This window comes from Thalassospira profundimaris, assembly GCF_003326755.1.
GTDB classification, from domain to species: Bacteria; Pseudomonadota; Alphaproteobacteria; order Rhodospirillales; family Thalassospiraceae; genus Thalassospira; species Thalassospira profundimaris_B.
The window spans coordinates 291192-315986 of sequence record NZ_JPWH01000002.1 but is presented as its reverse complement, the minus strand read 5'-3'; the positions used below and the strand labels follow the sequence as shown (position 1 = coordinate 315986).

The following is a 24795-nucleotide window of genomic DNA, read 5'->3' as shown; positions in this document are numbered from 1 at the left end:
AGCAAATTCCTGCCTATATCACGGTCAATAACATCAAATGCAAGAGCGCCCCATGACCGCAATCCTGTTTGCCATTGTCACCCTGTGCTGGGGATTTACCTGGTATGCCATCAAACTGCAAATTGGCCCGATACCGATTGAAATATCGATCTTCTACCGCTTTGGTCTTGCCGCGATAGTCCTCGCGGGCTTTATGGGGCTGACGGGTCGTCTGCGCCCGGTGCCGTGGCGCGCCCATCCTTGGATATTTCTATTGGGCTGCGGGCTTTTCGCCATCAACTTCATTTTGATGTATACCGCGTCGTCCTACATCGCCAGCGGCATTATCGCCGTGTTATTTACCACATCAACCATTTTTAATGCCCTGGGGAACTGGGTGTTTTACGGCCAGCGCCCCGGTATGCGCTTTGTCGGAGGCGCCATCCTGGGTCTGGGTGGCATTGTTTGCCTGTTTGCCAACCAGTTGGCAACACTGTCGCACAATGCAGCCGCCATTACCGGCATGGCCTGCGCCCTGGGGGGTACCGCCGTTTTTGCCGCTGGCAATATGGTATCGGTAAAATTGCATAAAATGGGCGTTCCCACCCGCGATGCCGTGGTACGGGGCATGGCCTATGGTGCCGCATTATTGCTGGTATTTGGTTTGCTGCGCGGCGAAGTGCCGGTTTTACCAACAGACCCGTACTACATTGCCGGATTGCTGTATCTGGCTATTCCCGGCTCGATCATTGCATTTCTGGCCTATCTGGCACTGGTTAACCGAGTTGGTGCGGGCAAGGCGGCCTATGTCACGGTTCTGTTTCCCGTGGTCGCACTTACGGTTTCAACCTTCCTGGAAGGCTATATCTGGACACCAACAGGAGCGGCCGGGCTTGCCCTGATCCTGCTGGGCAATATTACCATTTTTGCCCGGATGCCGATGCGCAAACGCAAAATACCGGCACCGGAAATTGCGCAATAATTCGGGCCACCACGATCCTAACGCACATTAGGATCACAAAGGTTCACTTCCGAAAACGGCGAGCACGCCACAAGAACCGCCTCTACCCTTCTGGAATTGCAGCCAAAACCTTTTTTCAGATTTGCAATTCCAGGAGGAATAACATGTCCGACATGCCCTGCCAGCCCGCCATCGACAACGCCAAGCCTGTCGATTTAGCGTCACACACATTGCACGTCCCCAAGCCCGGCACAGACTGGCCCAAATGGCTTAACCGCTTTCTTAAAGGCGTGAACGATTTTATCGACCATTTGGCAGGCTGCCTCGTCCGTCGCAAAAACAAATTGCGGGTAGACGACCTGACAAACAGCCAGCGGGCCGATATTGGCCTGGCACCCCGCCAATATGAGCGCGACACGCGGGATTTGCGCAACCATCGCTATCTTGTCCGGTTTTAAAGCCGCCTTTCACTGCCAGCACAGAGTCCGAAGATGGCGAGCGACAAACAGAAAGCTCCCTTAACCTGATCTTCCCGAGATTCACAGCTACGGAGCCATCATGTCGCACGCAACCCGCCAGGGCGCCCCATCGCGGCGCCTGCCTCCCGCCATTTCACCGCCGCCTGCCAATTTGCAGAAAAAAGAACCCGGCACCGCATCGCAAAGCATGGATGGCCTAAGCTGGGTTCTTTTGATCACGCTTTCAATTTTATGGGGCGGGTCGTTTTTCTTTACCGAAATTGCCCTGCGCGCGGTGCCACCCTTTACCCTGGTGCTTGCGCGGGTTGCCCTTGCAACGGCCATTCTGTGGCTGGCAATTGGATTGCGCGGTGTTTCGATCCCGCGCGCGCCCATGCTATGGCCCAGTTTTCTGATCATGGGAATTTTAAATAATGTCATCCCCTTTTCCCTGATCGTCTGGAGCCAGACCCATATCGCAAGTGGCCTTGCCGCCATTTTGAACGCCACCACACCACTTTTTACGCTGATCATCGCCCATATCGCCACCGATACCGAGAAGCTGACCTGGCGGAAAATCACCGGTGTCATCACAGGCTTTATGGGAGTTGTTATTGTCACGGGTCTGTCCGCTGCAACCAGCCTGTCCCTTTCTGCCATCGCACCGCTTGCCGTACTGGGTGCCGCCTTTTCCTATGGATGTGCAGGTGTTTTTGGCCGTCGTTTCAAATCCGTTCCGCCAATAGTCACCGCTGCCGGGCAAACCACAGGCAGCAGCATCGTGCTCGCCCCGATCGCTTTGCTGGTTGATAAACCCTGGCAATTGGCGATGCCGGGACTGCCGGCTTGGCTGGCGGTGCTGGGTATTGCCAGTATCTCGACCGCACTGGCCTATATTCTGTATTTCAAGCTGCTAAACCGTGCCGGTGCCAGCAATCTTTTACTGGTCACATTCCTGATCCCGGTAAGTGCCATTCTGCTGGGGGTGGCTTTTTTGGGCGAACAACTGCATATGACGGATATTGTCGGCATGATGGTCATTGGACTGGGCCTTGCGATTATTGATGGTCGGCCATTGGCATGGCTGTTTAACAGCGCCCGCAAATCGCCATCCGCAACACCCTCTAGAAGAATAAAGTGAACACTGTTCCCTGAAAAAGGGAATATCTCGTGACCAGAACCGGACGACAATGCACAGGGTCACACAAATGCAGCGATACAGCTTGATAAAGATGACCCGAAGCATTGTATTTTCAATAATGTAAACAAAATAACGGATAAACCATCTAACCTGATCAAAATTTGAAATACCGCGTTCCAAAGGAAGTCGCCCGTGCCTGACTGCAAAAAATGTGACACCATGCCCCTGCCACTCCCCCGGCACGGGCGACTTTATATTTGGCCGCCTGTTGCCCATACAGGTGGAAAAATCATCGCGGAAATACGCAAAAGCGGCCATGACGTCATCAATAACGTCACGGTTTCCACCCTGTATACCGATTTCGATATCGCAACACTGCCTCATGTGATGCAGGCCCTGAACAACGTTCTTTTGCCCGAAGAAATGGCGGATACCAAGGCGTTGATCATGGACAGCACAACAGAACCCGGCGTAGATGACATTGCGCGCGTTACATCATTATACGCCATTCATGCCCGCATTGGCGCAAGCTGGCTGGTTGATGTTTTAAGTGAAAGCCGACTTCGTTCCGTTTTTCAGCCAATTTTTGCCGCCTCGAACCTGAAAACACCCTTTTCCCATGAATGCCTGATCCGCGCGGTTGATAGTCAGGGAAACATCATCGCGCCTGACCGGCTTTTTGGTGCAGCAAGCTCGGCGGAACTTGTTTTTCAACTGGACCGGGCGGCCCGGGCGGCAAATGTGCGCAATGCCCATGCTGCCGGGATCGACAATATTTTCATCAATTTCACCCCCTCATCCATTTACGATCCCAATTCCTGCCTGCGCTCTACCCTTCAGATCATTGATGACTGCGGGTTTGACCGCAGCAAAGTGGTATTCGAGGTGATTGAAACCGAAAAAATTCACAGCACGGATCATCTTCGCGCCATTTTGAAATCCTATCGGGATTCCGGGTTCCGCGTGGCGCTAGATGATGTTGGATCCGGTTATTCGACCCTTAACATGCTCTCGCAATTACAGCCCGACATTATCAAAATCGACCGTGAACTGATCGATTATGTCGATCAGGATATCTATAAACAGGCCATTGTCAGCAAACTGATCGACCTTGCCAAACAGATCGGCATCGAAGTGGTGGCCGAAGGGGTTGAACGCCAGGCCGAACTTGATTTCCTGCTGCATCACAAGGTGGATTATATCCAGGGCTTTTTGCTGGGCAGGCCAGCGCCCACCCGCTTTGGTGCAAACAACAACGCATAAAAACCAAGCAGAACAGCCTGCAAACAATAACGACGGACCGGTCCATTTGCCGGGCCGTTTTGTTTTGGCACAAATCAACAAAAGCAATATGTAGATATTAATTGTTGCCAGACCGTTTTCACCCGTTACAAGAACGACCTGACCCTTTCGCGGCATGACCAACAACCCGCCGATACATAGACGAGGACCCGATGAGCGACGTTAAAGACAGCAACGGCACCGAATTGAATGACGGTGATTCCGTCACCCTGATCAAGGACCTGAAAGTGAAGGGAACCTCGACCACCCTGAAACGCGGTACCCTGATGAAAAATGTACGCCTGACCAACAAGGACAGCGAAGTGGAATGCCGCAATGGCAAAACCACCATTGTTCTGAAAACCGAATTTCTGAAAAAAGCCTGATCCATACGGCTTTAAGCACAGGGACGATCACAGGCAGAACACTCTGTCCATGATCGTCCCTTTTTTTGGCAGCAGCACAATTTACCGACGGCACATATGGCGGGCAATTTCGCGGCGGGCCACGTTTTCCGGCAGGCGAAGTGCGACTTCCAACTGTGCACGCGACAGCCCGGTCACATCGCGCAAAATCATTTCATCGAGCTTTTCCAGCGCACGGATCCGGTTACGATCCTCCCGCCGCATTTGCCAGGATTCATAAAGGCGGCGCAAAAAACCAACATTTCGGCGCGCAACGGTTTTTCCGGCCAAATGACGGCTGCGGATAAGCGACGAAGGTGCATTCATTGTCTGGGTCATCATCAAAACCTCCTGTGTTGTGATCAACCCTGCCGCACCGCTATTGATTAATCAAACGAGAAGATTTAAGCTTATCTGTGAGTAAAACTCAAAAGAGAGAACCATGAATTCGATTTCAGGCACCCTTCCCAATCTCGACCTTGATCTGGCCCGCACCTTTGTTGCCATTTGTGAAAGCGGCAATTTCTCCCGCGCAGCAGAGCTGGTCCATCGCAGTGCATCGGCTGTCAGCCTTCAGGTCAAGAAGCTGGAGGAAATGGTCGGGCGGGAGCTTTTTTATCGTGAAACCCGCAAGGTACGCCTTACCGCGGATGGGGAAGTGTTGCTGGGCTATGCCCGGCGGTTGTTGAAACTCAATGACGAGGCCTTTTCCAAGTTCCTGCACCCGCAATTTAGCGGGCGCATCCGTTTGGGTGCGCCCAATGACAACGGCATCGTGGCGATGCCGGAAATTCTGCACCGCTTTGCCGCCACCCACCCGCATGTCGAGGTGGATGTGCATTTGGGTCCAACCCTTAATTTGCGCCGCCGCATCGCCCAGGGCGAGCTTGATATTGCCATCTTCAGCTATGACCCCGAACTGGACCCGCAACCACCCATTCATGCCGAACCGCTGGTCTGGCTTGGCGCGCGCAATGGCACGGCCCAGGAAAAACGCCCGCTACCGATGGCATTGGCAGAACCGGGATGTTACTGGCGGGCAATGGCGCTCAAGGCGCTGGACGATGCCGGGCTTAATTACCGCATTGCCTATACCAGCGAATTTTGCCAGGCCCAAATCGCCGCCGTGCGGGCCGACCTTGCCATTGCCCCGCTGCCGATCAGCGTCATTTCCCCCGAACTGGTGCATCTGGGTTCGGCGCATGGCCTGCCCGATTTGGGCGAATATCGCATGACCCTGGCCAAGCGCGAAGGGACCGGCGAAATCGAGGATGTTCTGGCCGAACATATGGTGGCGGGTTTTAAAACCATCGCCGAACGTGGCATGCGTTTATTTGCCTGAAAACCAACAAAACCGGGACCGCAAAACGGCCCCGGTTTTTCCGCCTGTACATACAAGATTTATGCGTCGAAATAGTCAGTATCGCGCATATCCTCCAACAGGCCCGGCCCGACGGGTTTCCATCCCAGATGGCCGATGGTCATGGCGGCCGAGGCTCGCACATTCAATTCAGCAAAATGAAGGAACCAGCTGAAATAATCGGACGCCTCCTCTCGCGTCAGGCTGTTGACCGGCAACTTCAACCCCGCGCCAATTGCGCTGGCGATATCCTTAAACGCAATGCCTTCTTCACCCACCCCGTGATAAACCGGCAATGGATCATGCGCTTCTATCGCATCACAATAGGCCTTTGCCGCATCAAACCGATGCACCGCAGGCCACAAATTTTGTCCGTCTTCAATATAGGCTGCCATGCCCTTTTGCCGGGCAAGGCCAATCAGGATTGGTACAAACCCGTGATCCCCCGCGCCATGAACCGATGGTGGCAAACGCATTAACGATGCCCGAATCCCTTTCTCCCGCAAGGCCAGTGTTGCCTGTTCCGATGCCACACGCGGGATTTTGCTGCTGACTTGGTGTTCTTCGGTGGCAATGCCATCGGTTGCGATTAAACCGATACCCGATGTCACAATCAGGGGCCGGGACGACCCGGCCAGCACCGCCCCCATTTCCGCAATCACCTGGCGGTCATGTTCGCAATTTTCGGCAAATTTGGAAAAATCATGGTTAAAGGCCGTATGGATCACCGCGTCACACTCGGCCGCCCCCTTGCGCAGGCTTTCGCGATCGGTCAGATCTCCACGATGAACCTCTGCCCCGGTTTGTGCCAGCGCCCGTGCGGATGTGCTTGATCGCACCAGCCCCAAAACCTGATGGCCCCGTGCCATTAATTCCTGCACCACTGCACTGCCCACAAACCCCGTTGACCCTGTTACGAAAACACGCATTGCCGTCTCCTGCTTGCTATCAATTGAATCTGCCCAGGCCATATGACCCGTTTGAATAGATGCAAGATAGGTGATAGCGATTGGACGAACTATGCGTTAAACTCCGCAATAATTTCGCATTCGTCCAAAAGGAAGGTCTATGGACCCGTTATCCGATGTTCTGTCTTTGCTCAAACCGCGCGCCTATATGTCGGCGGGCATGGATATTGCCGGGCCGTGGGGCATTGATTTTCCTTCTTTGGGCCGGGGGATCAAAACCGGGGCTGTGGCGAAGGGCGACTGCTGGCTCGCGGTTCAGGGCGTAAAAGACCCGGTTCACCTTAAAACCGGGGACTGCTTTTTGCTGCCACATGGACCGGCCTTTTTTCTTGGCAGCAGCCTGGATGCCGATGCTGTGAATGCCAATGATTTTTTTGCCGCAAACTCGGCATACGGTCATATCCGCACCGTAAAGGGTGGCGGCGACTATCTGATTGCCAGCAGCCGCTTTATCCTTGATGGCACACAGGCCGATATGCTTTTGGCCCTGCTGCCACCCATCGTGCATATTCACCAACAGGAGGAAACGGCGGCATTGCGCCATTCCATTGAACGGATGATGGAAGAAATGCGCCGCAACGAACCGGGCAGCACCCTTGTGCTGCAAAACCTTGCCCATATGATGCTGGTTCAGGCGCTGCGCCAGCACCTTGATACTATTCAGGACGGCGTTGGCTGGTTCTTTGCCCTGTCTGACCGGCAGTTGGCGGCGGCCATTAATGCCATTCACAATGATCCGGCCCATTCCTGGAGTGTTGCACTTCTGGCAAATCATGCCGGTATGTCCCGCTCCGCCTTTGCCGCCAAATTCAGGGAACGTGTTGGCAAAAGCCCAATGGCATACCTGACCCATTGGCGAATGTTACTGGCAGGGGAAAGACTGGAGGCCGCCCGCGATCCGATTTCCGTAATCGCACTGGATCTGGGATACGAATCCGAAAGTGCGTTTAGCACCGCGTTCAAACGTGAAATGGGCGTCTCGCCCCGGCAATATGGACAGCAACTCAGCAAGACTCGTGCCGCATAACGCGGGATCGTCGAAGCCAACAAACCCCGCCAGATGAATTAACTGGCGGGCGCTTCCTCGTCGGAATAAGGCGCATAAACGCTTTCAATCACGGCGTCGGTCCAGCCGATGCGACGCATGCAATCGAGCACGACAGGCGCAATCGCCACCTTCTTTTCCCTGCCCTTCACGGCCTCGTACTGGGCCTCGAATTTCTTAGGAATCTCAATCTCGCTGCCCTTGGCAACAATCGCTTCAAGCTCCCGCCGCCCCTCGGCCTCCAGGCTTTCCCAAAGCACACAGCGCGCAGGTGTCCAGGCCGTCGGACTGAAATTCTGGTTTTCTTCGCTCATGTGTACAACCTAGCTTGGTGATAACGCCTTAGTGATAGTGACCTGCGCCTCAATGTTCCTCCAGTCATAAGTAGAGGCTTTGATTGCCATAATCAGGTTCTTCTAGCATAAAACATAGATGAAATGGATCCTGCGTGACAATAATTAAGGGCAGATCTTCATGGCATTTACAAAGCTACTGGGTTCAATGCCGTCCCTTCTGGCAACACCAATCCAGGCATTGCAACTAACAGCTCAGTTCCCACACGCTTTACTTGCGCCGAATAATTTAGCTGATTTGTATACATTGGAAAATGTGAATACAGGTCGCGAATTTCACTTACATCGTCATAAGTTACAATCCACTTTCTTCCTAAACTATATATTTTTTCCGCCAACGCTTGATGGTCATCAAAATTATAATAATTAGCATAAAGATCCTTACCCTTGCCGAAATAAGGAGGATCCAAATTTACCAATATATTATTATCAGTATTTGGAATTACTGTATCGAGGAAATCTAATGCGTCAAGATTTGTCAGACATATGCCATCACGTCGGCCAGCTATTCTCATTATCTTTCGAATGAGGTCATCTTTATTAAATCTACAATCAAGTTTGTATTTTCCTAACTGCTGCACCCCACCTATCACTCCTGCTTTTATAATACCTGACCTATTAGTTCTATTTAGAAATAATGTAGAAAACCCGAGTTCAAGGCGCGTTACTTCTTTTCTATCAAAGTAAATCCTTCGCATTTCACGCCAAGTATCTATATCCACTTTCACATCTCTAATCATTCGGCTCAACTCTTCCGGCTCTTCAAGCACGGAAGCCCAGAACGAATAAATAGCTTCATCAAAATCGTTTATATAAACTTTATCGACGTACCCATCCAACAATAACTTCAATGGTACGCCGGCTCCACCCGCAAACGGTTCCGCGTATTGCCCATAGAACAAATCATTCTTTCTCATCAGGTCAATGATGAAAGGAATGAGCTGACTTTTGCCGCCGGGATAGCGTAGAGGTGAGTCTGTAACTGGCATGAAAGTGGAATACCAAAATTTGAGACACTTGGCCACAAAAACATTGGCTATCTTAATCTGTCAAAGACCATCGCCAAAACACTCTGCACTGAGTCCCACGTGCGGATAAGATCCGTCTTTGTCGGCACCGCGCCACCGTGGACAAAATGCCCGATACTCTCTGGCGAATAACGACTTTCCTTGTCATTTGCCATAATTCGCCATACCTTTAGTTCCCGTTCATCGACTCCGTCTTCGAGCAGAATCGCCACAACCTTTCCAATTTTTCTGTGAAGCTCGGGAGGTGCGCTACCATATCTCTGGCGAACGAACAGCTCACTAGACCTCTCAATTACAGCGCGCACAAGATAAGCCGAAGAAAATGAAAACACATTGGGATCTATTAGTCGGAGCTCGTCATAGAGCCGCTTGAGAATAGGATCAGTAATTGAAACTCGGAAATTGGCCGGCACCACTTTATGTCGAAGATCAGGACTGCGATTGTTTCGTGTAGCTGGACCTTGCAAGCGAACATCTTTGGGATTATCTGAGGGTTTAATATCAGCGTTTATTCTGACATCTAAATTTTCGGGCTCCCTAATCGTAGGGGCAACACCTTCTTCCCTTAGCTGTTTCGCATACTCTCTTCTTTGTTCCGCAGACGTACGAGAGTGAACCTTCTTTTTTTCATCGTCATCAGCAAGTGCATCCAACAGGAACCTTTTGACAACATTATCAAATTGATTTTGCGGTACAGAGATAATCAGCGACTTATTATCAACCAAACCTAGCGTTTGTCGAAACTCAGGATTACTCAAGAACCGCGTAACTGTAGTTAAACTTATCCCGTCAGCCTGAGGCTTTGTGATCAGTTCCTTTACAAGGGCATACTCCAACAACATTAAAGATTGCAGATTTGGGTTGGTTGCTCCACCTTTCTTGGTATGAAATCGTGCCTGCTGCTCTGGATTCCAAGGCTTGGTGCCTACGCCACCTTGCTCGCCCTCGTGCCGAAGCGACACCCAGGGCTCAGCTTCATCTTCATCTTCAAAAACAACAACGTCGAGCTCCACAATAGGATCTGACATTTCCGACTTAAGTTTTCTGAAAAATTTCTTATCCGACTCTTTCGGTGCTTTGTCAGGGTCACCCAACAGCTTTAACGCACAAGTCCTTCTATTTCCCTCTGCTGCGACATAAGCCCCCGCCACCCTCCCATGTGGAACTACTCCAATTTTTTCCAAAGGGCTTATTCTACCTTTAGAAGCTATGTGCTTCGCTAGCGGCTTAACGGATTGCTTATCAAGCAAATATTGAATTATTTCTGGCTCATTATCGATAGGATCATGCCTTGGGTTTTCATTATCTAGATACAGCTTGGACAGCTTAATTTTTTTTTCTGAGCTCATCATCCCCCCCTATTTTTACGATCACAAATCAAACAATTACCAAAAATTGCACATATTTCAACACTTTCCCCTCAACCCACCCTTACAGTGTTCAGGAATTACATAGGTGGCAAAAATATCGGGTAAAATTTTATTTTAAAATGTAGCATGCTGACTATGGCCGAGAGGTTGTCCCGCTTTATCGTCATCGCACTTTTGCAAAATCATTGCTCAACTCACGCGAGAAATCACGCGGCATTATAGCCCATTTTCAACGCACCAACGCAAAAGCCCGGCTCGTCAGAACCGGGCTTTTGAATTGGTAGCGGAGGAGGGACTTGAACCCCCGACACGCGGATTATGATTCCGCTGCTCTAACCAGCTGAGCTACTCCGCCATATGGCTTTGTCTTCGGCGTTCCGTGTTGTCCGGAACGGGGCGGTTTTTACGTCAGGGAACCGCCCCCGTCAAGCGCCTTTTTGACGTTTTTGTCAAAAAAGAGTCCGATAAAATCGCAAGTGGCACAAAGCCTTGAAAAAACGCCCTGTGACAGGACCCAAGGGGCCGCCCCTGCCCGCTATGGCAGGCGCAAACCCGGCGGAATGACATGGTATAGCGGGCGCGCCGTTATTTGCGATGACAGCGCGCCCGATAATCCGGGTTAAGGGGTGTATGTAGTACACACCAGCCAACAGCCCCGAGAGGCCATTTTAAGCCGCATGGGCACCATCTGTGGCACTGTTATGTTCCTGGCTACTGATCCAGCCGCCGCCCAGCACACGGTCGCCCTGATAGATCACACCGGCCTGCCCCGGCGCGATGCCAAATTGTGGCGCATGCAAATCAATACGGGCCTGACCAGGGGCGTCGGCCACCGGATAGATGGTTGCCGTGGCCGGCGCCATTGCGGAACGCAGTTTGACTTCGACCTCGACACCTTCGGGGTCAATCGCTGCCGCACCGAGCCAATTCAGTTCCTTGATATAGATGCTGTGCTTTGCCAGGGCCGATTTCGGGCCAACAATGACCTGCCGGGTTTCGGGCACCAGTTTCACCACATAAAGCGGTTCCGCCGTACCACCGATATTAAGGCCGCGACGCTGACCGACCGTGTAATGGATCAGCCCGCGATGATCACCCATCACATTGCCATCCACATCGACAATCTGGCCCGGTTCGCCAGCTTCGGGACGCAGTTTTTCAACCAAACGGGCATATTTGCCATCGGGCACAAAACAAATGTCCTGGCTATCGGGCTTGTCGGCCACTTCCAGGCCAAACCGCGCAGCCAGAGCGCGGGTTTCGGCCTTGGACGTCAGATGACCCAGCGGGAATCGCAGGAAATCAAGCTGGTCCTGGGTGGTGGTGAACAGGAAATAGCTTTGATCGCGGTTGGCATCGGCTGCACGGTGCAGTTCCGCCTGTCCGCCTGCGCCCAGCTTGCGCTGCACATAATGGCCGGTTGCCATGCAGTCCGCCCCCAGATCATGGGCGGTTTCCAGCAAATCACGGAATTTGACGGTCTGATTACATTTCACGCAGGGAATCGGCGTTTCGCCGCGCAAATAGCTATCGGCAAAATCGTCGATCACTTCCTCGCGAAAGCGGCTTTCGTAATCAAGGACATAATAGGGAATATCAATATCCTCGGCCACCTTGCGGGCATCGTAAATATCGCGCCCGGCACAGCAGGATTTCGCCCGCGATGGTGCGTTTGCGCCCATATCATAAAGTTGCAGGGTAATCCCCACCACGTCATACCCTTCGGATTTCAAAAGGGCGGCAGCGGCCGAGCTATCAACCCCGCCCGACATGGCTACAACCACGCGGGTATCTTCGGGGGCTTTGTCTATTCCAAGACTGTTCATCGTCAAGTTCCCTTGGCCCACCATCGGTCAAGGCGATGGCGACCAGATTGTCGATCTCTGATCAGGTGTTCGTGGTCATGCTTCCGGTGCTTTTGGTCTTTCTGCACCGTCATGCCTGTTCTGTTATGCCCATATGGGCGGTGTCGCCTATTTTGCCAGATCAAGGCCCATTTGCCAAAAATCGGCTTCAAGGCGGCTTGCCATCGCAAAGGTTTGCGTCAAATCGGCAATGCGGCCTTCGCCGCCGCGTTTTTGCGCCAGGGCATCGAGCAAGGCAATTTCCGCCTTGGCAACATTCTGGAAATCCTCTGACGCGTACATTTCAATCCATGCGCGATAAGGATTACCGTCCAGTTTTGTATCAGAACTTGCGATTAACCGGTTTGCGATTTCGGCATAGCCCACCATACAGGGCATCACAGCCACATGCAGGTCAATCACATCGCCCTGATGGCCCTTTTCCAGCACATAGCGAGTATAACCCACCGTTGCGCGGGCTTCCGGCTGGCTGACAATATCGCTTTCGGAAAGGCCCCAGCCTTTGCAAAATTCAAGATGCAGGCTCATTTCCATATCGAGAATCGCCGACACCGTTTGCGAAAACTGGCGCATGGCGGCCAGGTCATCGGCCTTATAGACCGCAAGGGCATAGGCACGGGCAAACTGGATCAGAAACAGGTAATCCTGGATCAGGTAATGGCGAAAACATTCCTCGGCCAGGGACCCATTGCCCAGCTTGCGGACAAATTCATGATCCACATAGCTTTGCCAGACATCCGGCGCATTGGCACGCAAACGGCCAAACAGGCTGCTTTGCGGGATAATGTCGGTAAAGGGGCTGGTCATCGCATCTGATCCTGTTTTGCAAAAACATCACGGTTTAAAAACAGATCAGACCAGCCCGCGTTGGCGGGACTGGTCCATCTTTAAAATCGGCAAAGATCCGGCAATTGGCCTTAATCTTCGCGTTCCTCGATCCAGGCCATCTGGATGGCCTCAAGGATTTTTTCGTTCGATGCTTCGGGATCGTCATCAAAGCCCGGCAATTCACATACCCATTTGTGCAAATCGGTAAAGCGAAGATGCAGGTTATCCTTGTCAGGATGGGCTTCTTCAAGTTCGATCGCGATATCGATGGTATCTGTCCAGCGCATCATCGTCCCCTTTCGCGGGAAGGAAGGAAAAACGGGTCAAGCGGCAAACAGGCCTGATTATTTATCGACCATCATGTTGCGGGTCGCGGAAGGCAGCTTCACGCGCAGACCGTCCAGTTCGTCGCTCATGATAATCTGACAGCCAAGACGCGAGGTTTCGGTCAGGCCAAAGGCCAGATCCAGCATATCTTCTTCGTCTTCGCTGGGTTCGTCGAGTTTGTCGAACCAGTCACCTTCGACAACAACGTGGCAGGTCGAACATGCCAGCGAGCCTTCACAGGCCCCTTCCAGATCGATGCCGTTTTTATGCGCGGCTTCAAGAACGGACAACCCGTCGGCGACCTCGAATTCCTTTTCCGTACCGTCAGGCTCTACAAAAACGATCTTGGGCATGTGCGCCTTTCTCCTCGAATTTCATCTGTTTCGATCTCTGTTTATCGATCCGCTATGGCGATGTGCCGGGACAATCGCCCCGGAAACACAATTTGTCAATTCATCAGCAGCCCTTCACGGGCTGACATTGTTTACATTCTGGCCCGCCAGCGCCCGGCGGATCCCCCGATCCATGCGCTTTTCGGCAAAGGGGCGCGATGCGGTGTCCAGTGCTTCGGCCAGATCATTGATCACCTGGCGGTCATCACCCTGCATGGCGGCTTCCAGTTCAGCGACGGCAGCGTTTATGGCGGCAGTGTCTTCATCATCCAGCAATTCGACATCGGCCTTCATGGCCGCCTGGACAGCCAGAATATTGCGCCGTGCCTCTACCCGCGCTTCGGTCAGCAGGCGCAGTTCCATATCGTCACGGGCATGGACCATACTGTCACGCAGCATATTGGCCATGTCGTTTTCGCTAATGCCATAGGTGGGCTTAACGGCCACTTCCTGCTCGACCCCCGTGGTTTCTTCACGGGCGGAAACGGTTAACAACCCATCGGCATCGACCTGAAAAGTCACACGGATGCGCGCCGCCCCCGCCGCCATTGGCGGAATACCGCTGAGCACAAAGCGCGCAAGCGAGCGGCACTGATCGACCATTTCGCGTTCACCCTGCACCACATGGATCATCATGGCACTCTGGCCATCCTGATAGGTGGTGAATTCCTGGCCCTTGGCGACCGGGATCGGCGTGTTGCGGTCAATCACCTTTTCAACGATCCCGCCCATTGTTTCCAGGCCCAGTGACAGCGGAATAACATCCAACAACAGGTTATCGGACCCGCCCGTGAGCGCCTCCGCCTGCAGGGCGGCACCGACGGCAACCACTTCGTCCGGGTCAATATTGGAAAGCGGCTCCTGCTCAAACAGGCTGGCAACAGCTTCACGCACTGCGGGCACGCGCGTAGAACCACCGACCAGCACCACACCCTTCACATCTTCGGGCAATATATCGGCATCATCGAGCACCTGTTCGGTGATCGATACCGTGCGCGCAATCATCGGCGCGATCATGGCATCAAAATCGGCACGGGTGACGCGGTGCGTGGTTTCGGCATCATTAATGTCCACCGCAACATCCACCTGGTCCTGATCGGTCAGGGCTTCCTTGATGGCGCGGGCAATTTTCAGCAGACGCTTGGCCGCGGAAGAATCGATCGTATCGACAATGCCCTGTTCCTTGCGGGCGGCCAAAATGGTTTCGACAATCACATGATCAAAATCATCACCGCCCAGGGCCGCATCACCACCGGTGGATTTCACCTGAAAAACGCCCTTTTGCATTTTCAGAAGCGAAATATCAAAGGTGCCGCCACCAAGATCATAAACGGCATAAAGCCCCTCTGCCCCGTTATCGAGGCCATAGGCAAGGGCTGCTGCGGTTGGTTCGTTGACCAGGCGCAAAACCTCGATCCCGGCCAGTTTGGCGGCATCCTTGGTGGCCGTTCGCGCCGCATCGTCAAAATAGGCGGGTACCGTAATCACCGCCTGTTCCACATCCTGTTCCAGCGCCTGCTCGGCGCGGGATTTCAGGGTGCGTAAAATATCGGCCGATACCTCGACCGGCGTTAACACCCGGTTGCCCACATTCAACCGCACCATTTGCGGTTCCGCAGCATTTGCATCGGTCGGCGTTTCAGGAATTTCAACATGATACGGCAGCGTTCCCGCCACCGATTTCACATCCTCAAGGCCCCGACCCATCAACCGCTTGACCGAGGACACCACCTGGCTGGCCTCGCTGTCGATCAAATCACGGGCATCCTCGCCAACAGTGACGGTGCCATCCGTGGCGTAGTGCACGACCGAGGGCACAATCGCCGATCCGCCATCGGCATTGCGCAGGACTTCGGATTTTTCGTTGCGCGACATCGCCACGACCGAATTGGTTGTTCCCAAATCGATCCCGACCGCCAGTTTACGTTCTTCCTCGTGAGGAAGCGGGGTTTGTCCGGGTTCGTGGATGGTCAGCAAAGCCATAAATTCAATCCGTTTTTTGTGTCAGGCCGCAGCCAAGCGCGCCTTTTTGGCCCGCGCTTCCTGCGCCATTTTTAACAGATAACGCAACCGCGTCGTCAATTTGCGGGCCGCATCATAGGCCCCGCCATTGATCGCGGTTGCCACTTCCTTTTCGCAGTCGCGCGCCATTTTGCGCACATCACGAATAATCGCATCAATCGCCGCACGGTCCCCGGCATCGTCCAGGGCCTCACGCATTTCCATTGCTTCCATCAGCAGGGCGGGGTCATTTACGGTTTGTCCCTCGCCGCCTTCGGGCTCCACCCCGTTCATGCGCATCATATATTCCGCACGCGACACCGGGTTTTTCAGGGTTTCAAAGGCATCATTCAGACTGGCGGCCTGTTGCTGCGACAGGGATTTTTCGCGCGCCGATTTGGTGGCGAAACGATCCGGGTGCAGGGCCTGCTGCTGCTTGAGGTACTGGGCCTCAACGGCATCAATATCGACATTGAAATCACGCGGGATGTCAAAACGGGCAAAATGATCCAACTGCCCGGGGGCCTGAATGGCCCCGCAGGTATCACAAAACAGCGCAACCGCCGCCACCGGCCCCTTGCAGGACCAGCAGGTTTTATCGCCACTGGGGTTGGATTTGCTCTGTTCTGACGCAGCAGTCATCATATTCTGGCCTGTATCGTATTTTGGTCATGCAAACGGCACTGCAATATTGCCGATCACAGCACTTTTCCGCCATATGGAACCCGTTCTGTCCCCTGTTTGACGGGTTTTCCGGGTTTCAAATGCCGACTGTCAGCCGACTGTAAATTTGCGGCTATCAAGGGTTGGCCCCGGCGCAAGCACCGGGGCCAACCTCCAGATCAGGGCCGGAAACCCGGCGACATTAAACGTGGAAGGATTCCCCGCAGCCGCAACGCCCTTTTTCATTGGGGTTACGAAAGACGAAACCTTCTTCCATTTTATCGACCGAATAATCCATTTCGGTACCCAGCACAAACATGATCGCCTTGGGATCAATCATCAGCTTCACGCCGTCATCAAGCTGGACGACTTCGTCAAATCCGCTTTCGTCATCGGCGTATTCCAGCGTGTATGACAGACCCGAGCAACCCTTGCTGCGAACACCCAGACGAATGCCCGCAGACGGCTTGCCGCGGCTTTCCAGCAATGCCTTGATATGCTCAAGCGCATTGGGTGTTACATTGATAGGGGCCGGTAATGCCATCCTGGTCTCCTTGTCTCCAGATCGTCGGTTGATAAAGCGGCTTATTCAGCCGCTTCAACCTCGGCTTTGCCGTTTTTGGTGTTGTAATCACTGATCGCGGCCTTGATCGCGTCTTCCGCAAGGATCGAGCAGTGAATTTTGACCGGCGGCAATGCCAGTTCTTCGGCAATCTGCGAGTTCTTGATCGCACCGGCTTCGGCAATCGTCTTGCCCTTAACCCATTCCGTGATCAGCGAGCTGGACGCAATTGCCGAACCACAGCCAAAGGTTTTGAATTTCGCATCTTCAATGATGCCTTCTGCCGAAACCTTGATCTGCAGTTTCATCACGTCACCGCATGCCGGAGCGCCAACAAGGCCGGTCCCGACAGAGGTTTCGTTTTTGTCAAACGAACCAACATTGCGCGGGTTTTCATAATGATCGATGAGTTTTTCACTGTAGGCCATTTTAGAACCCTCCTAGAAGTCCTGTGTCTCTCTTGATTTTAATATAGTACGTTTACCGATTAATGCTCGGCCCATTCAATCGATTTTATGTCGATACCTTCCTGCGCCATTTCCCAAAGCGGGCTCATGTCACGCAGACGTTCCACTTCGTTGCAGATCGCATCAACAGCCTGGTCGAGTTCTTCGCGGGTGGTAAAGCGACCAATGCCGATACGAAGCGAGGTATGGGCAAGTTCTTCGTCAACACCCAGGGCACGCAGCACATAGGACGGCTCGAGCGACGCAGAGGTGCAGGCGGAACCCGAGGATACCGCAATATTCTTGATCCCCATCAGAAGGCTTTCACCCTCGACATAGGCAAAAGAGATATTGAGATTTCCGGCAACGCGGTTTTCCTCGTCGCCATTCAGGTAAATGTCGGCCAGACGTTCACGGAAACGGTTGAGCGTATAGTTCCGCAATTCCATGATGCGGGCGTTTTCTTCGGCCATTTCGTTCTGGGCAATGTCACATGCCTTGCCAAGACCCACGATCAGCGGGGTCGGCAACGTTCCCGAACGCATGCCGCGTTCCTGACCACCACCGGTGATCTGGGCGACAACACGCACCCGCGGACGACGGCGGACAAACAGGGCACCAATGCCTTTCGGGCCATAAATCTTGTGACCCGAAATCGACATCAGGTCAATTTTCATGTCATTGACATCCAGCGGAATTTTGCCAACTGCCTGGGCGGCATCGCAGTGGAAGAACACACCACGTTCGCGGCAAATTTCACCAATTTCCTTCAGCGGCTGGATCACACCGATTTCGTTATGAACCGCCATGATCGAAACCAGGGCCGTTTCATCGGTGATCGCGGCTTTAAGCTGCTCAAGGTCAACCAGGCCATTCTGCTGAACCGGAAGATAGGTCACTTTGTACCCTTCCTGTTCGAGATGGCGGGCACTGTCGAGAACACATTTATGTTCCGTCACGGTGGTGATGAGATGCGGCTTTTTCTTGCCGTAAAACTTCATCACGCCCTTAAGGGCCAGGTTGTTGGATTCCGTCGCACCCGAGGTAAAAATAATTTCCTTGGATGATGCACCGATAATCGAGGCGACCTGCCCGCGGGCAAGCTCGACCGCGTCTTCGGCTTCCCAGCCAAAGGAATGGTTGCGCGAGTGGGCATTGCCGAATTTTTCATAAAAATAAGGCAGCATGGCATCCACGACACGCGGGTCGGTCGGCGTTGTCGCCTGATAGTCCAGATAAATCGGCTTTGCTTTAAGCTCGTTCATTTTTAGGCATCCTCACTCATTTTCTCAGGCTGCATTACGCGCGAGTTTCTTGCGCTCTGCATTGTCCCGCATCCGGCTCCAAACACGGATAAACAGATCGATCTCTTCGTTCGTTGTTTCAGGCCCCAGGCTGACCCGAATGGCCGCACCGGGTTCTGCAACACCCATTTCCTTCAAAACGTGGCTTTCGCGCACCTTGCCTGACGAACAGGCAGACCCCGAACTGATTGCCACCCCGGCCAGATCCATTGCCATCACCTGGGTTTCACCGGGCATACCGGGCAGGATCAGGCAACTGGTATTGCCAAGGCGTTCGGCATTTTGGCCCGCAATCACCACTTCTGGCGCATGGGCCAGAATTTCGCTTTCCAAACGGTCCCGTTTGACTTTGATGTCATCGGCAGTGGCACAGCGGACATTTACCTGCCGGGCTGCGGCACCCAGGCCGGCAATGCCCGCAATATTTTCCGTACCGCCCCGGCGATATTTTTCCTGCCCGCCACCCCGAATTTGCGGCACCAGCATCGTGCCAGGCGCAATCGCCAGCGCGCCAACACCCTTGGGGCCGCCAAATTTGTGGGCGGAAACAGACAGCATATCAACCAGCAACTGCCCCATATCCACCGGCATCCGGCCAATGGCCTGCACGGCATCACAATGGGTTTTGGCACCATATTCACGGGCCAAAAGGGCCGCTTTCGCCACGGGCTGGATCACACCGGTTTCATTATTCGCCAGCATCATCGATACCAGCACCTTTTCGCCAGCTTCCTGACATGCCCTTAACATGTCTTCCAAGGCGGCCAGGTCAATGACCCCGTTACCATCCACCGGAATGCGCCGGGCATCCTGCCGGGCCTCTATTACCGAGGGATGTTCCACAGAGCTGGTCAGCACCACAACATCATCCAGGCCGTTTAAGGCCAGATTATTGGCTTCGGTGCCACCACTGGTAAAAATGATCCGTTCGGCATCACCACCAAGCATGTCCGCCACGTCACGACGCGCATGATCGATAATCTTGCGCGCCTCGCGCCCGGCCCCATGCACCGACGAGGGGTTTCCCGCAACATCAAGGGCTGCCACCACCGCATCCCTTGCGGCGGCAATCATCGGCGCACTTGCGTTGTAATCCAGGTAAACCTGCTTTTTCATCACGTCGGTTACTATCTTTACGTTACGGGGCCAAACAAAATCAAATCGCGAAACCGGTGGTCAAACCTTCCTACTGGGCGGCCACCTGTGGTTCGTGAATCTGGCTTGTCCGGCGATCAAACATCCGGCCCACACCGGAAATCCGGCGATCCACCACATCGGCCAGACTGACCGATGACAAATACAAATAAATCTGGTTACCCAACTCTTCCCACAATTCGTGGGTCAGGCAGCGGCCCTTATCGGACTTGCAGCCCTTGGGCGAACCGGATTTGCAGCGCGTGGCGCGAATGGGTTCGTCCACAGCCAGGATCACGTCGGCAATGCGGGTTTCCTGTGCGGAACGCGCCAGCATGTAACCACCACCCGGCCCACGCACCGACCGGACCAACCCGCCCTTGCGCAGCTTGCCAAACAGTTGTTCCAGATAGGACAGCGAAATTTCCTGACGCTCGGCAATGTCGGCAAGGGCAACGGGGCGTTCCCGGCCACTATCTGCCAGATCCACCATCGCCATCACCGCATAGCGGCCTTTCGTACTTAACTTCACAGCATGTCCTCCTGCCTGTGCATCGCATTATCAACCAATGTCCAGGCTTTCGATTTCAGTTTGCCGCAACGCGGCCGTCGAACAGAAGATGAGCCCTATTCCGAAGCGGCCACAATACGCGGCTTTTCCGGGCTGGCAGCAGGTGTGTAACCCTCCTGCTGCTTTTGTTCACTTTCAAGTTCCACAACGCGCTGGCGCAATCCCTGCACCTCGCGCGAAAGCTCATCAAGGGCGCGCGCCACCGGGTCTGGCAGGTCGCCCACCGGCGTGCCATAGGCACAAAACCGGTCATCTTTTTCACGGCGAACGATTTTTGCCGGAATACCCACCACGGTTGCCCCTTCAGGCACCTCGGCCAGCACAACGGCATTGCCGCCAATACGGGCGTTCTTGCGCACGGTAAACGGGCCCAGAATTTGCGCCCCGGAACCCACAATCACGCCGTCTTCCAGTGTCGGGTGGCGTTTCAAGCCGCGCTGCCCGTCACTATCAACACTTGGTGCCGTTCCGCCCAGCGTAACGCCCTGATACAGGGTTACATCATCGCCAATTTCGGCGGTTTCACCAATCACAACACCCATGCCGTGATCGATAAAAAAGCGTTTGCCGATCGTGGCACCCGGATGAATTTCAATCCCGGTCAGCCAGCGCATGATCTGCGAAAAAAACCGGGCGGTGATGCGAAAACCGCGCTTCCATAACCAGTTGGTACAGCGATATCCCATGATCGCGTGAAACGCCGGATAGCTTAATACGACCTCCCAACGGGAGCGCGCCGCGGGATCGCGGGCGATCATCGCATCTATTTCCTGGCGAATTATCTTGAACATGGGGCTGTCCCCTGTGTAATAAGTAGCTTCGATTCCCGGCAACCGACCGCATCGAAACAGCGCCGCGTTTCACGCAACACGTATCGTTTTGGCTGTCCGGTTGACCGAAATATAGGATAACCGAGTAACGTGGTCAAGTATTTGCCCCAAGCAATTTATGGCAGCAGAACAAAAAAACTCACAAAACTACTCGGGTATATTCTTCCTACTGCACACCCATTTGCGGACAGGAGCTGTCTGATCCATGCCTGAGGTCATCTTTAACGGCCCCGAAGGGCGCCTAGACGGGCGTTATCATCACAACGGTGCCGACGATTCGCCCATCGCCCTTATCCTTCACCCGCACCCCCAGCAGGGCGGGACAATGAACAACAAGCTGTGCTTTAACCTGTTTAACATGTTCAAAGACCGCGGCTATTCGGTGATGCGGTTCAATTTTCGCGGTGTTGGCCGCTCGCAGGGCGTTTATGATCATGGCATCGGCGAACTGTCGGATGCCGCCTCTGCACTGGACTGGATGCAAACCTACAACACCAATTCCCGCTCAACCTGGGTGGCCGGCTATTCTTTTGGTGCCTGGATCGGCATGCAGCTTTTGATGCGCCGCCCGGAAATTGACGGTTTCATCTCGGTTGCGGCACCGGCCAGCGATTACGACTTCACTTTCCTTGCCCCCTGCCCGTCGTCGGGGATTCTGATTCACGGCAAACGCGATGAAAACATCCCGGTCAATTCCGTAACCAAACTGGGCGACAAGCTGAATGCACAAAAAGGCATTGAAGTTGATATGTGCCTGATCGAGGGTGCCGATCACTATTTTGCCAAACAGCAGGATGAAGTGATTCGCCACGCATCGGCCTATCTGGACAAACGCGGCGCCTGATACGCCCGCTACCAGAACCGGAAAACAGACAAAAGGTCGCCGCGTCAGGCGGCCTTTTTCTGTATATAAAGCTTGCCACCACAACATGGCTGGGGAACCCCGGTTGTCCCCGGGAAACTCAGCGGCAGGTTTCGCAGGTGACGCACGGCGAGATACCCGAAGCATTCAGCCTCAAGGGCATCACCATCCCAATCAAGTTCATCGACCGATCGTACCGGCACGCCAAGGCGGGCGCCAAGTTGTGCCATCACATAATCATTGTGACGTCCGCCGCCGCAGACAAACCAGCTTTTTGGGGCAACGGGCAAATGATTCACACCGGCAACAATCGCCGCCACTGTGCAATTGGCCAGTGTGGCCGCACCGTCCGCGACATTGAGTTTTGCCTCGATCACCAGCCCGTCGAGAAGAGACGCCATATCTTCCCGATCCAGTGACTTGGGCGGAGTACGGTCAAAATACGGGTCTTCAAGGAAGCTGACCTCGACCATCAGATCCCCCCGGCCTGATGCCGCCGTCGCCCCGTTTAAATCCACCGGATTGCGGGTATGGCGCAGCATCCAGTCATCAATGCGCGCATTGCCCGGCCCGCAATCAAAGGCCAGCAGCGCGTCATCCGCACCAATCCAGGTTACATTCGATACACCACCGATATTAAGCACCGCAACAGGCGCCTCGACACCCGCACTTTTTATCAATGCGGCATGATAAACCGGTGCCAAGGGGGCACCTTCGCCACCAGCAGCCACATCGGCCAGGCGAAAATCGGCAACAACGGGGATGCCGGTTTTTTCGGCCAGCATATCAGGCGTTCCGATTTGCCGGGTCAGGCCGGATGCCGGCTCATGAAACACGGTTTGCCCGTGAAAACCGATCACACCGATGTCACCGGGCGACAAACCTGCCTTGCCCAGCAACATGTCAACGGCATCAATATGTACCCGGGTCAGATCGTCGGCAACGACATGTTCTGAATTGGTGGCGCTACGATTGCCAAAACAGCCCCGCATGCGGTCACGCAATTCCGGGGTATAAGGCACAAACACCGACTGCCCAAGGCGACGCACCTCAACGCCATCGGTTTCAATCAGGGCGGCATCAACACCATCCAGTGACGTGCCACTCATCATGCCGATTGCCGTGATCCAGTCGTTTTTCATCTCGTCCCTCACTCCTCACCGGGAAAGGCAGCTTATCGCCAAATATCGAAACGCGACAAGACTCAATCCATGCACCACAGCGAGAGGTATTTTATTCATTTTTTGAACAGAAAATGCGCAACAAGCCACAGCAGAGCAAAGATCGGCAACTCAAACAGGTTGCATTATTGCTCCTTTTGCCCGGAATGTGCTAGATCATCGCCTCCGCCAAAACTGGCGGCTCGCAATTTTGATCACAACCAACATAGCGCAAAAACCATGACTGAACTCAAGTCTGACTTTCTCCGCGTCATGAACGATCGCGGTTACATCCACCAGTGCACTGATCTTGAAGGCCTTGATGCCTATGCGTCAGAAAAGAAGGTGGTGTGCTATGTGGGTTATGACTGCACCGCTGACAGCCTGCATGTCGGATCCCTGGTGTCGATCATGATGCTGCGCTGGCTGCAAAAAACCGGCCACAAGCCGATTGTCCTGATGGGCGGCGGCACCACCCGCGTTGGCGATCCGACCGGCCGTGATGATGCCCGCCCGGTTCTGACCGACGAAATCATTGCCAATAACATGGCAGGCATAAAACGGGTTTTTCAGCAATTCATGACGTTTGGCGATGGCCCGACCGATGCGGTGATGGTCAACAATGCCGATTGGCTCGATAAAATCAATTACATCGAATTCCTGCGTGATTTTGGCCGTCATTTTTCGGTCAATCGCATGCTCAGCTTTGATTCCGTCAAGCTGCGTCTGGACCGTGAACAGTCGCTTAGTTTCCTTGAATTCAACTATATGATCCTGCAGGCCTATGACTTTGTCGAACTGCAGCGCAAATATGGTTGCGTCCTGCAAATGGGTGGGTCGGACCAGTGGGGCAATATCGTGAATGGTGTTGAACTGGGCCGTCGTGTGGATGACAGTTCGCTATTTGGCCTGACCACCCCGCTGATCACCACCGCATCGGGTGCCAAAATGGGCAAAACCGCATCAGGTGCGGTATGGCTGAATGAAGAACGCCTTTCGGCCTATGATTATTACCAGTTCTGGCGCAACACAGAAGATGCCGACGTCATCAAATTCATGAAGCTGTTCACCGAGCTTTCGCTAGAACAGATCGATGAATATGCCAAACTTGAAGGTGCGGCGATTAACGATGCCAAAAAAGTCCTGGCATTTGAAGCTGTCAAGCTGTGCCGGGGCGAAGAAGCCGCCCTTGCCGCTGCCGAAACCGCGCGCAAAACCTTTGAAGAAGGCGTTCTGACCGACAGCCTGCCAACCGTTGAAATTGCCAGGGCTGACCTGGATGCCGGTATTCCGGCGTTTGACCTGTTCCGCCGGGCCGACCTTGCCAAATCGGGCGGAGAAGCCCGCCGCCTGGTCAAAGGCGGTGGTGCCAAAATCAATGATGAAAAGGTTGATGATGAAAACCGGATCATCGGTGCCGATGCAATTGATGAAACCGGTGTCATCAAACTTTCGGCTGGTAAAAAACGCCATGTATTGGTGCGGCCAGTTTAATAACCCAC

At 53.8% G+C, this 24795-nt stretch carries 27 protein-coding genes and 1 tRNA gene; 9 read left to right on the top strand and 19 right to left on the bottom strand.

Annotated elements, in window-relative coordinates; all coding sequences use genetic code 11:
* Positions 1-52: 52 nt before the first annotated feature.
* The 5 genes from TH25_RS04465 to TH25_RS04445 all read left to right on the top strand — a co-directional run bounded on the left by TH25_RS04465 (position 53) and on the right by TH25_RS04445 (position 4206).
* Entirely contained in the window at positions 53-961 is a 909-nt protein-coding gene (locus TH25_RS04465; RefSeq protein WP_114087218.1) for a DMT family transporter, read from the top strand.
* A 143-nt stretch (positions 962-1104) separates the two neighbouring features.
* Positions 1105-1398: a hypothetical protein gene (locus TH25_RS04460; RefSeq protein WP_114087217.1), complete on the top strand. Its 294-nt coding sequence runs from the start codon at positions 1105-1107 to the stop codon at positions 1396-1398.
* Between the two features lie 100 nt (positions 1399-1498).
* Positions 1499-2539 (top strand): DMT family transporter, encoded by a 1041-nt coding sequence (locus TH25_RS04455; protein ID WP_114087216.1) that lies wholly within the window; start codon positions 1499-1501, stop codon positions 2537-2539.
* Positions 2540-2731: 192 nt separating this feature from the next.
* Positions 2732-3802, top strand: coding sequence for an EAL domain-containing protein (locus TH25_RS04450; RefSeq protein WP_258549027.1), 1071 nt, complete (start codon positions 2732-2734; stop codon positions 3800-3802).
* Positions 3803-3993: 191 nt separating this feature from the next.
* Complete coding sequence (locus TH25_RS04445; protein WP_073956407.1) at positions 3994-4206, top strand: alkylphosphonate utilization protein; 213 nt, start codon at positions 3994-3996, stop codon at positions 4204-4206.
* A gap of 81 nt (positions 4207-4287) precedes the next feature.
* Here TH25_RS04445 and TH25_RS04440 read toward each other — a convergent pair whose 3' ends face one another.
* On the bottom strand, positions 4288-4566 hold the full coding sequence (locus TH25_RS04440; protein WP_114087215.1) for a hypothetical protein: 279 nt from the start codon (positions 4564-4566) through the stop codon (positions 4288-4290).
* Positions 4567-4666: 100 nt separating this feature from the next.
* Here TH25_RS04440 and TH25_RS04435 point away from each other — a divergent pair, with 100 nt between their 5' ends.
* Positions 4667-5566, top strand: coding sequence for a LysR substrate-binding domain-containing protein (locus tag TH25_RS04435; protein WP_114087214.1), 900 nt, complete (start codon positions 4667-4669; stop codon positions 5564-5566).
* Positions 5567-5625: 59 nt separating this feature from the next.
* On the opposite strand, the gene TH25_RS04430 is transcribed toward TH25_RS04435, so the two are convergent.
* Entirely contained in the window at positions 5626-6513 is an 888-nt protein-coding gene (locus TH25_RS04430; protein ID WP_114087213.1) for an SDR family oxidoreductase, read from the bottom strand.
* Positions 6514-6652: 139 nt separating this feature from the next.
* On the opposite strand from TH25_RS04430, the gene TH25_RS04425 reads away from it, so the two are divergent.
* Positions 6653-7579, top strand: a complete 927-nt coding sequence (locus tag TH25_RS04425) for an AraC family transcriptional regulator (protein WP_114087212.1) — start codon at positions 6653-6655, stop codon at positions 7577-7579.
* A 38-nt stretch (positions 7580-7617) separates the two neighbouring features.
* On the opposite strand, the gene TH25_RS04420 is transcribed toward TH25_RS04425, so the two are convergent.
* The 16 genes from TH25_RS04420 to cysE all read right to left on the bottom strand — a co-directional run bounded on the left by TH25_RS04420 (position 7618) and on the right by cysE (position 21232).
* Positions 7618-7911, bottom strand: coding sequence for a hypothetical protein (locus TH25_RS04420; protein ID WP_114087211.1), 294 nt, complete (start codon positions 7909-7911; stop codon positions 7618-7620).
* Between the two features lie 167 nt (positions 7912-8078).
* A complete protein-coding gene (locus tag TH25_RS04415) occupies positions 8079-8939 on the bottom strand; it encodes a DNA adenine methylase (RefSeq protein ID WP_114087210.1) in 861 nt (286 codons plus the stop codon).
* Between the two features lie 47 nt (positions 8940-8986).
* Positions 8987-10327, bottom strand: coding sequence for a hypothetical protein (locus TH25_RS04410; protein ID WP_114087209.1), 1341 nt, complete (start codon positions 10325-10327; stop codon positions 8987-8989).
* 299 nt (positions 10328-10626) lie between these two features.
* Positions 10627-10703: transfer RNA gene (locus TH25_RS04405), tRNA-Met, on the bottom strand.
* Between the two features lie 313 nt (positions 10704-11016).
* Positions 11017-12174 carry a tRNA 2-thiouridine(34) synthase MnmA gene (mnmA, locus tag TH25_RS04400; RefSeq protein ID WP_114087208.1) on the bottom strand — a complete coding sequence of 386 codons (1158 nt, stop codon included), beginning with the start codon at positions 12172-12174 and terminating at the stop codon, positions 11017-11019.
* A gap of 147 nt (positions 12175-12321) precedes the next feature.
* The gene (gene tenA, locus TH25_RS04395) at positions 12322-13020 is read right to left on the bottom strand and encodes a thiaminase II (RefSeq protein ID WP_114087207.1); all 699 of its coding nucleotides are present in this window, start codon (positions 13018-13020) and stop codon (positions 12322-12324) included.
* A gap of 110 nt (positions 13021-13130) precedes the next feature.
* Entirely contained in the window at positions 13131-13331 is a 201-nt protein-coding gene (gene iscX / locus TH25_RS04390) for a Fe-S cluster assembly protein IscX (protein ID WP_473243021.1), read from the bottom strand.
* Between the two features lie 54 nt (positions 13332-13385).
* Positions 13386-13721, bottom strand: coding sequence for a ferredoxin family 2Fe-2S iron-sulfur cluster binding protein (locus TH25_RS04385; protein ID WP_114087205.1), 336 nt, complete (start codon positions 13719-13721; stop codon positions 13386-13388).
* Positions 13722-13835: 114 nt separating this feature from the next.
* Positions 13836-15743 (bottom strand): Fe-S protein assembly chaperone HscA, encoded by a 1908-nt coding sequence (gene hscA / locus TH25_RS04380; RefSeq protein ID WP_114087204.1) that lies wholly within the window; start codon positions 15741-15743, stop codon positions 13836-13838.
* A 21-nt stretch (positions 15744-15764) separates the two neighbouring features.
* The gene (gene hscB, locus TH25_RS04375) at positions 15765-16406 is read right to left on the bottom strand and encodes a Fe-S protein assembly co-chaperone HscB (protein ID WP_114087203.1); all 642 of its coding nucleotides are present in this window, start codon (positions 16404-16406) and stop codon (positions 15765-15767) included.
* A gap of 220 nt (positions 16407-16626) precedes the next feature.
* On the bottom strand, positions 16627-16968 hold the full coding sequence (locus tag TH25_RS04370; protein ID WP_114087202.1) for a HesB/IscA family protein: 342 nt from the start codon (positions 16966-16968) through the stop codon (positions 16627-16629).
* A gap of 41 nt (positions 16969-17009) precedes the next feature.
* The gene (iscU, locus tag TH25_RS04365) at positions 17010-17414 is read right to left on the bottom strand and encodes a Fe-S cluster assembly scaffold IscU (RefSeq protein ID WP_114087201.1); all 405 of its coding nucleotides are present in this window, start codon (positions 17412-17414) and stop codon (positions 17010-17012) included.
* Positions 17415-17473: 59 nt separating this feature from the next.
* Entirely contained in the window at positions 17474-18697 is a 1224-nt protein-coding gene (locus TH25_RS04360; RefSeq protein WP_114087200.1) for an IscS subfamily cysteine desulfurase, read from the bottom strand.
* A 24-nt stretch (positions 18698-18721) separates the two neighbouring features.
* Entirely contained in the window at positions 18722-19852 is a 1131-nt protein-coding gene (locus TH25_RS04355) for a cysteine desulfurase family protein (protein WP_114087199.1), read from the bottom strand.
* A 70-nt stretch (positions 19853-19922) separates the two neighbouring features.
* Complete coding sequence (locus tag TH25_RS04350) at positions 19923-20402, bottom strand: Rrf2 family transcriptional regulator (RefSeq protein WP_114087198.1); 480 nt, start codon at positions 20400-20402, stop codon at positions 19923-19925.
* A gap of 95 nt (positions 20403-20497) precedes the next feature.
* A complete protein-coding gene (gene cysE, locus TH25_RS04345; RefSeq protein WP_114087197.1) occupies positions 20498-21232 on the bottom strand; it encodes a serine O-acetyltransferase in 735 nt (244 codons plus the stop codon).
* 244 nt (positions 21233-21476) lie between these two features.
* Here cysE and TH25_RS04340 point away from each other — a divergent pair, with 244 nt between their 5' ends.
* A complete protein-coding gene (locus TH25_RS04340) occupies positions 21477-22115 on the top strand; it encodes an alpha/beta hydrolase (protein ID WP_114087196.1) in 639 nt (212 codons plus the stop codon).
* Positions 22116-22159: 44 nt separating this feature from the next.
* Here TH25_RS04340 and TH25_RS04335 read toward each other — a convergent pair whose 3' ends face one another.
* Positions 22160-23275, bottom strand: a complete 1116-nt coding sequence (locus tag TH25_RS04335) for an anhydro-N-acetylmuramic acid kinase (protein ID WP_114087195.1) — start codon at positions 23273-23275, stop codon at positions 22160-22162.
* A gap of 258 nt (positions 23276-23533) precedes the next feature.
* Here TH25_RS04335 and tyrS point away from each other — a divergent pair, with 258 nt between their 5' ends.
* On the top strand, positions 23534-24787 hold the full coding sequence (tyrS, locus tag TH25_RS04330; protein ID WP_114087194.1) for a tyrosine--tRNA ligase: 1254 nt from the start codon (positions 23534-23536) through the stop codon (positions 24785-24787).
* The last annotated feature ends 8 nt before the right edge of the window (positions 24788-24795 follow it).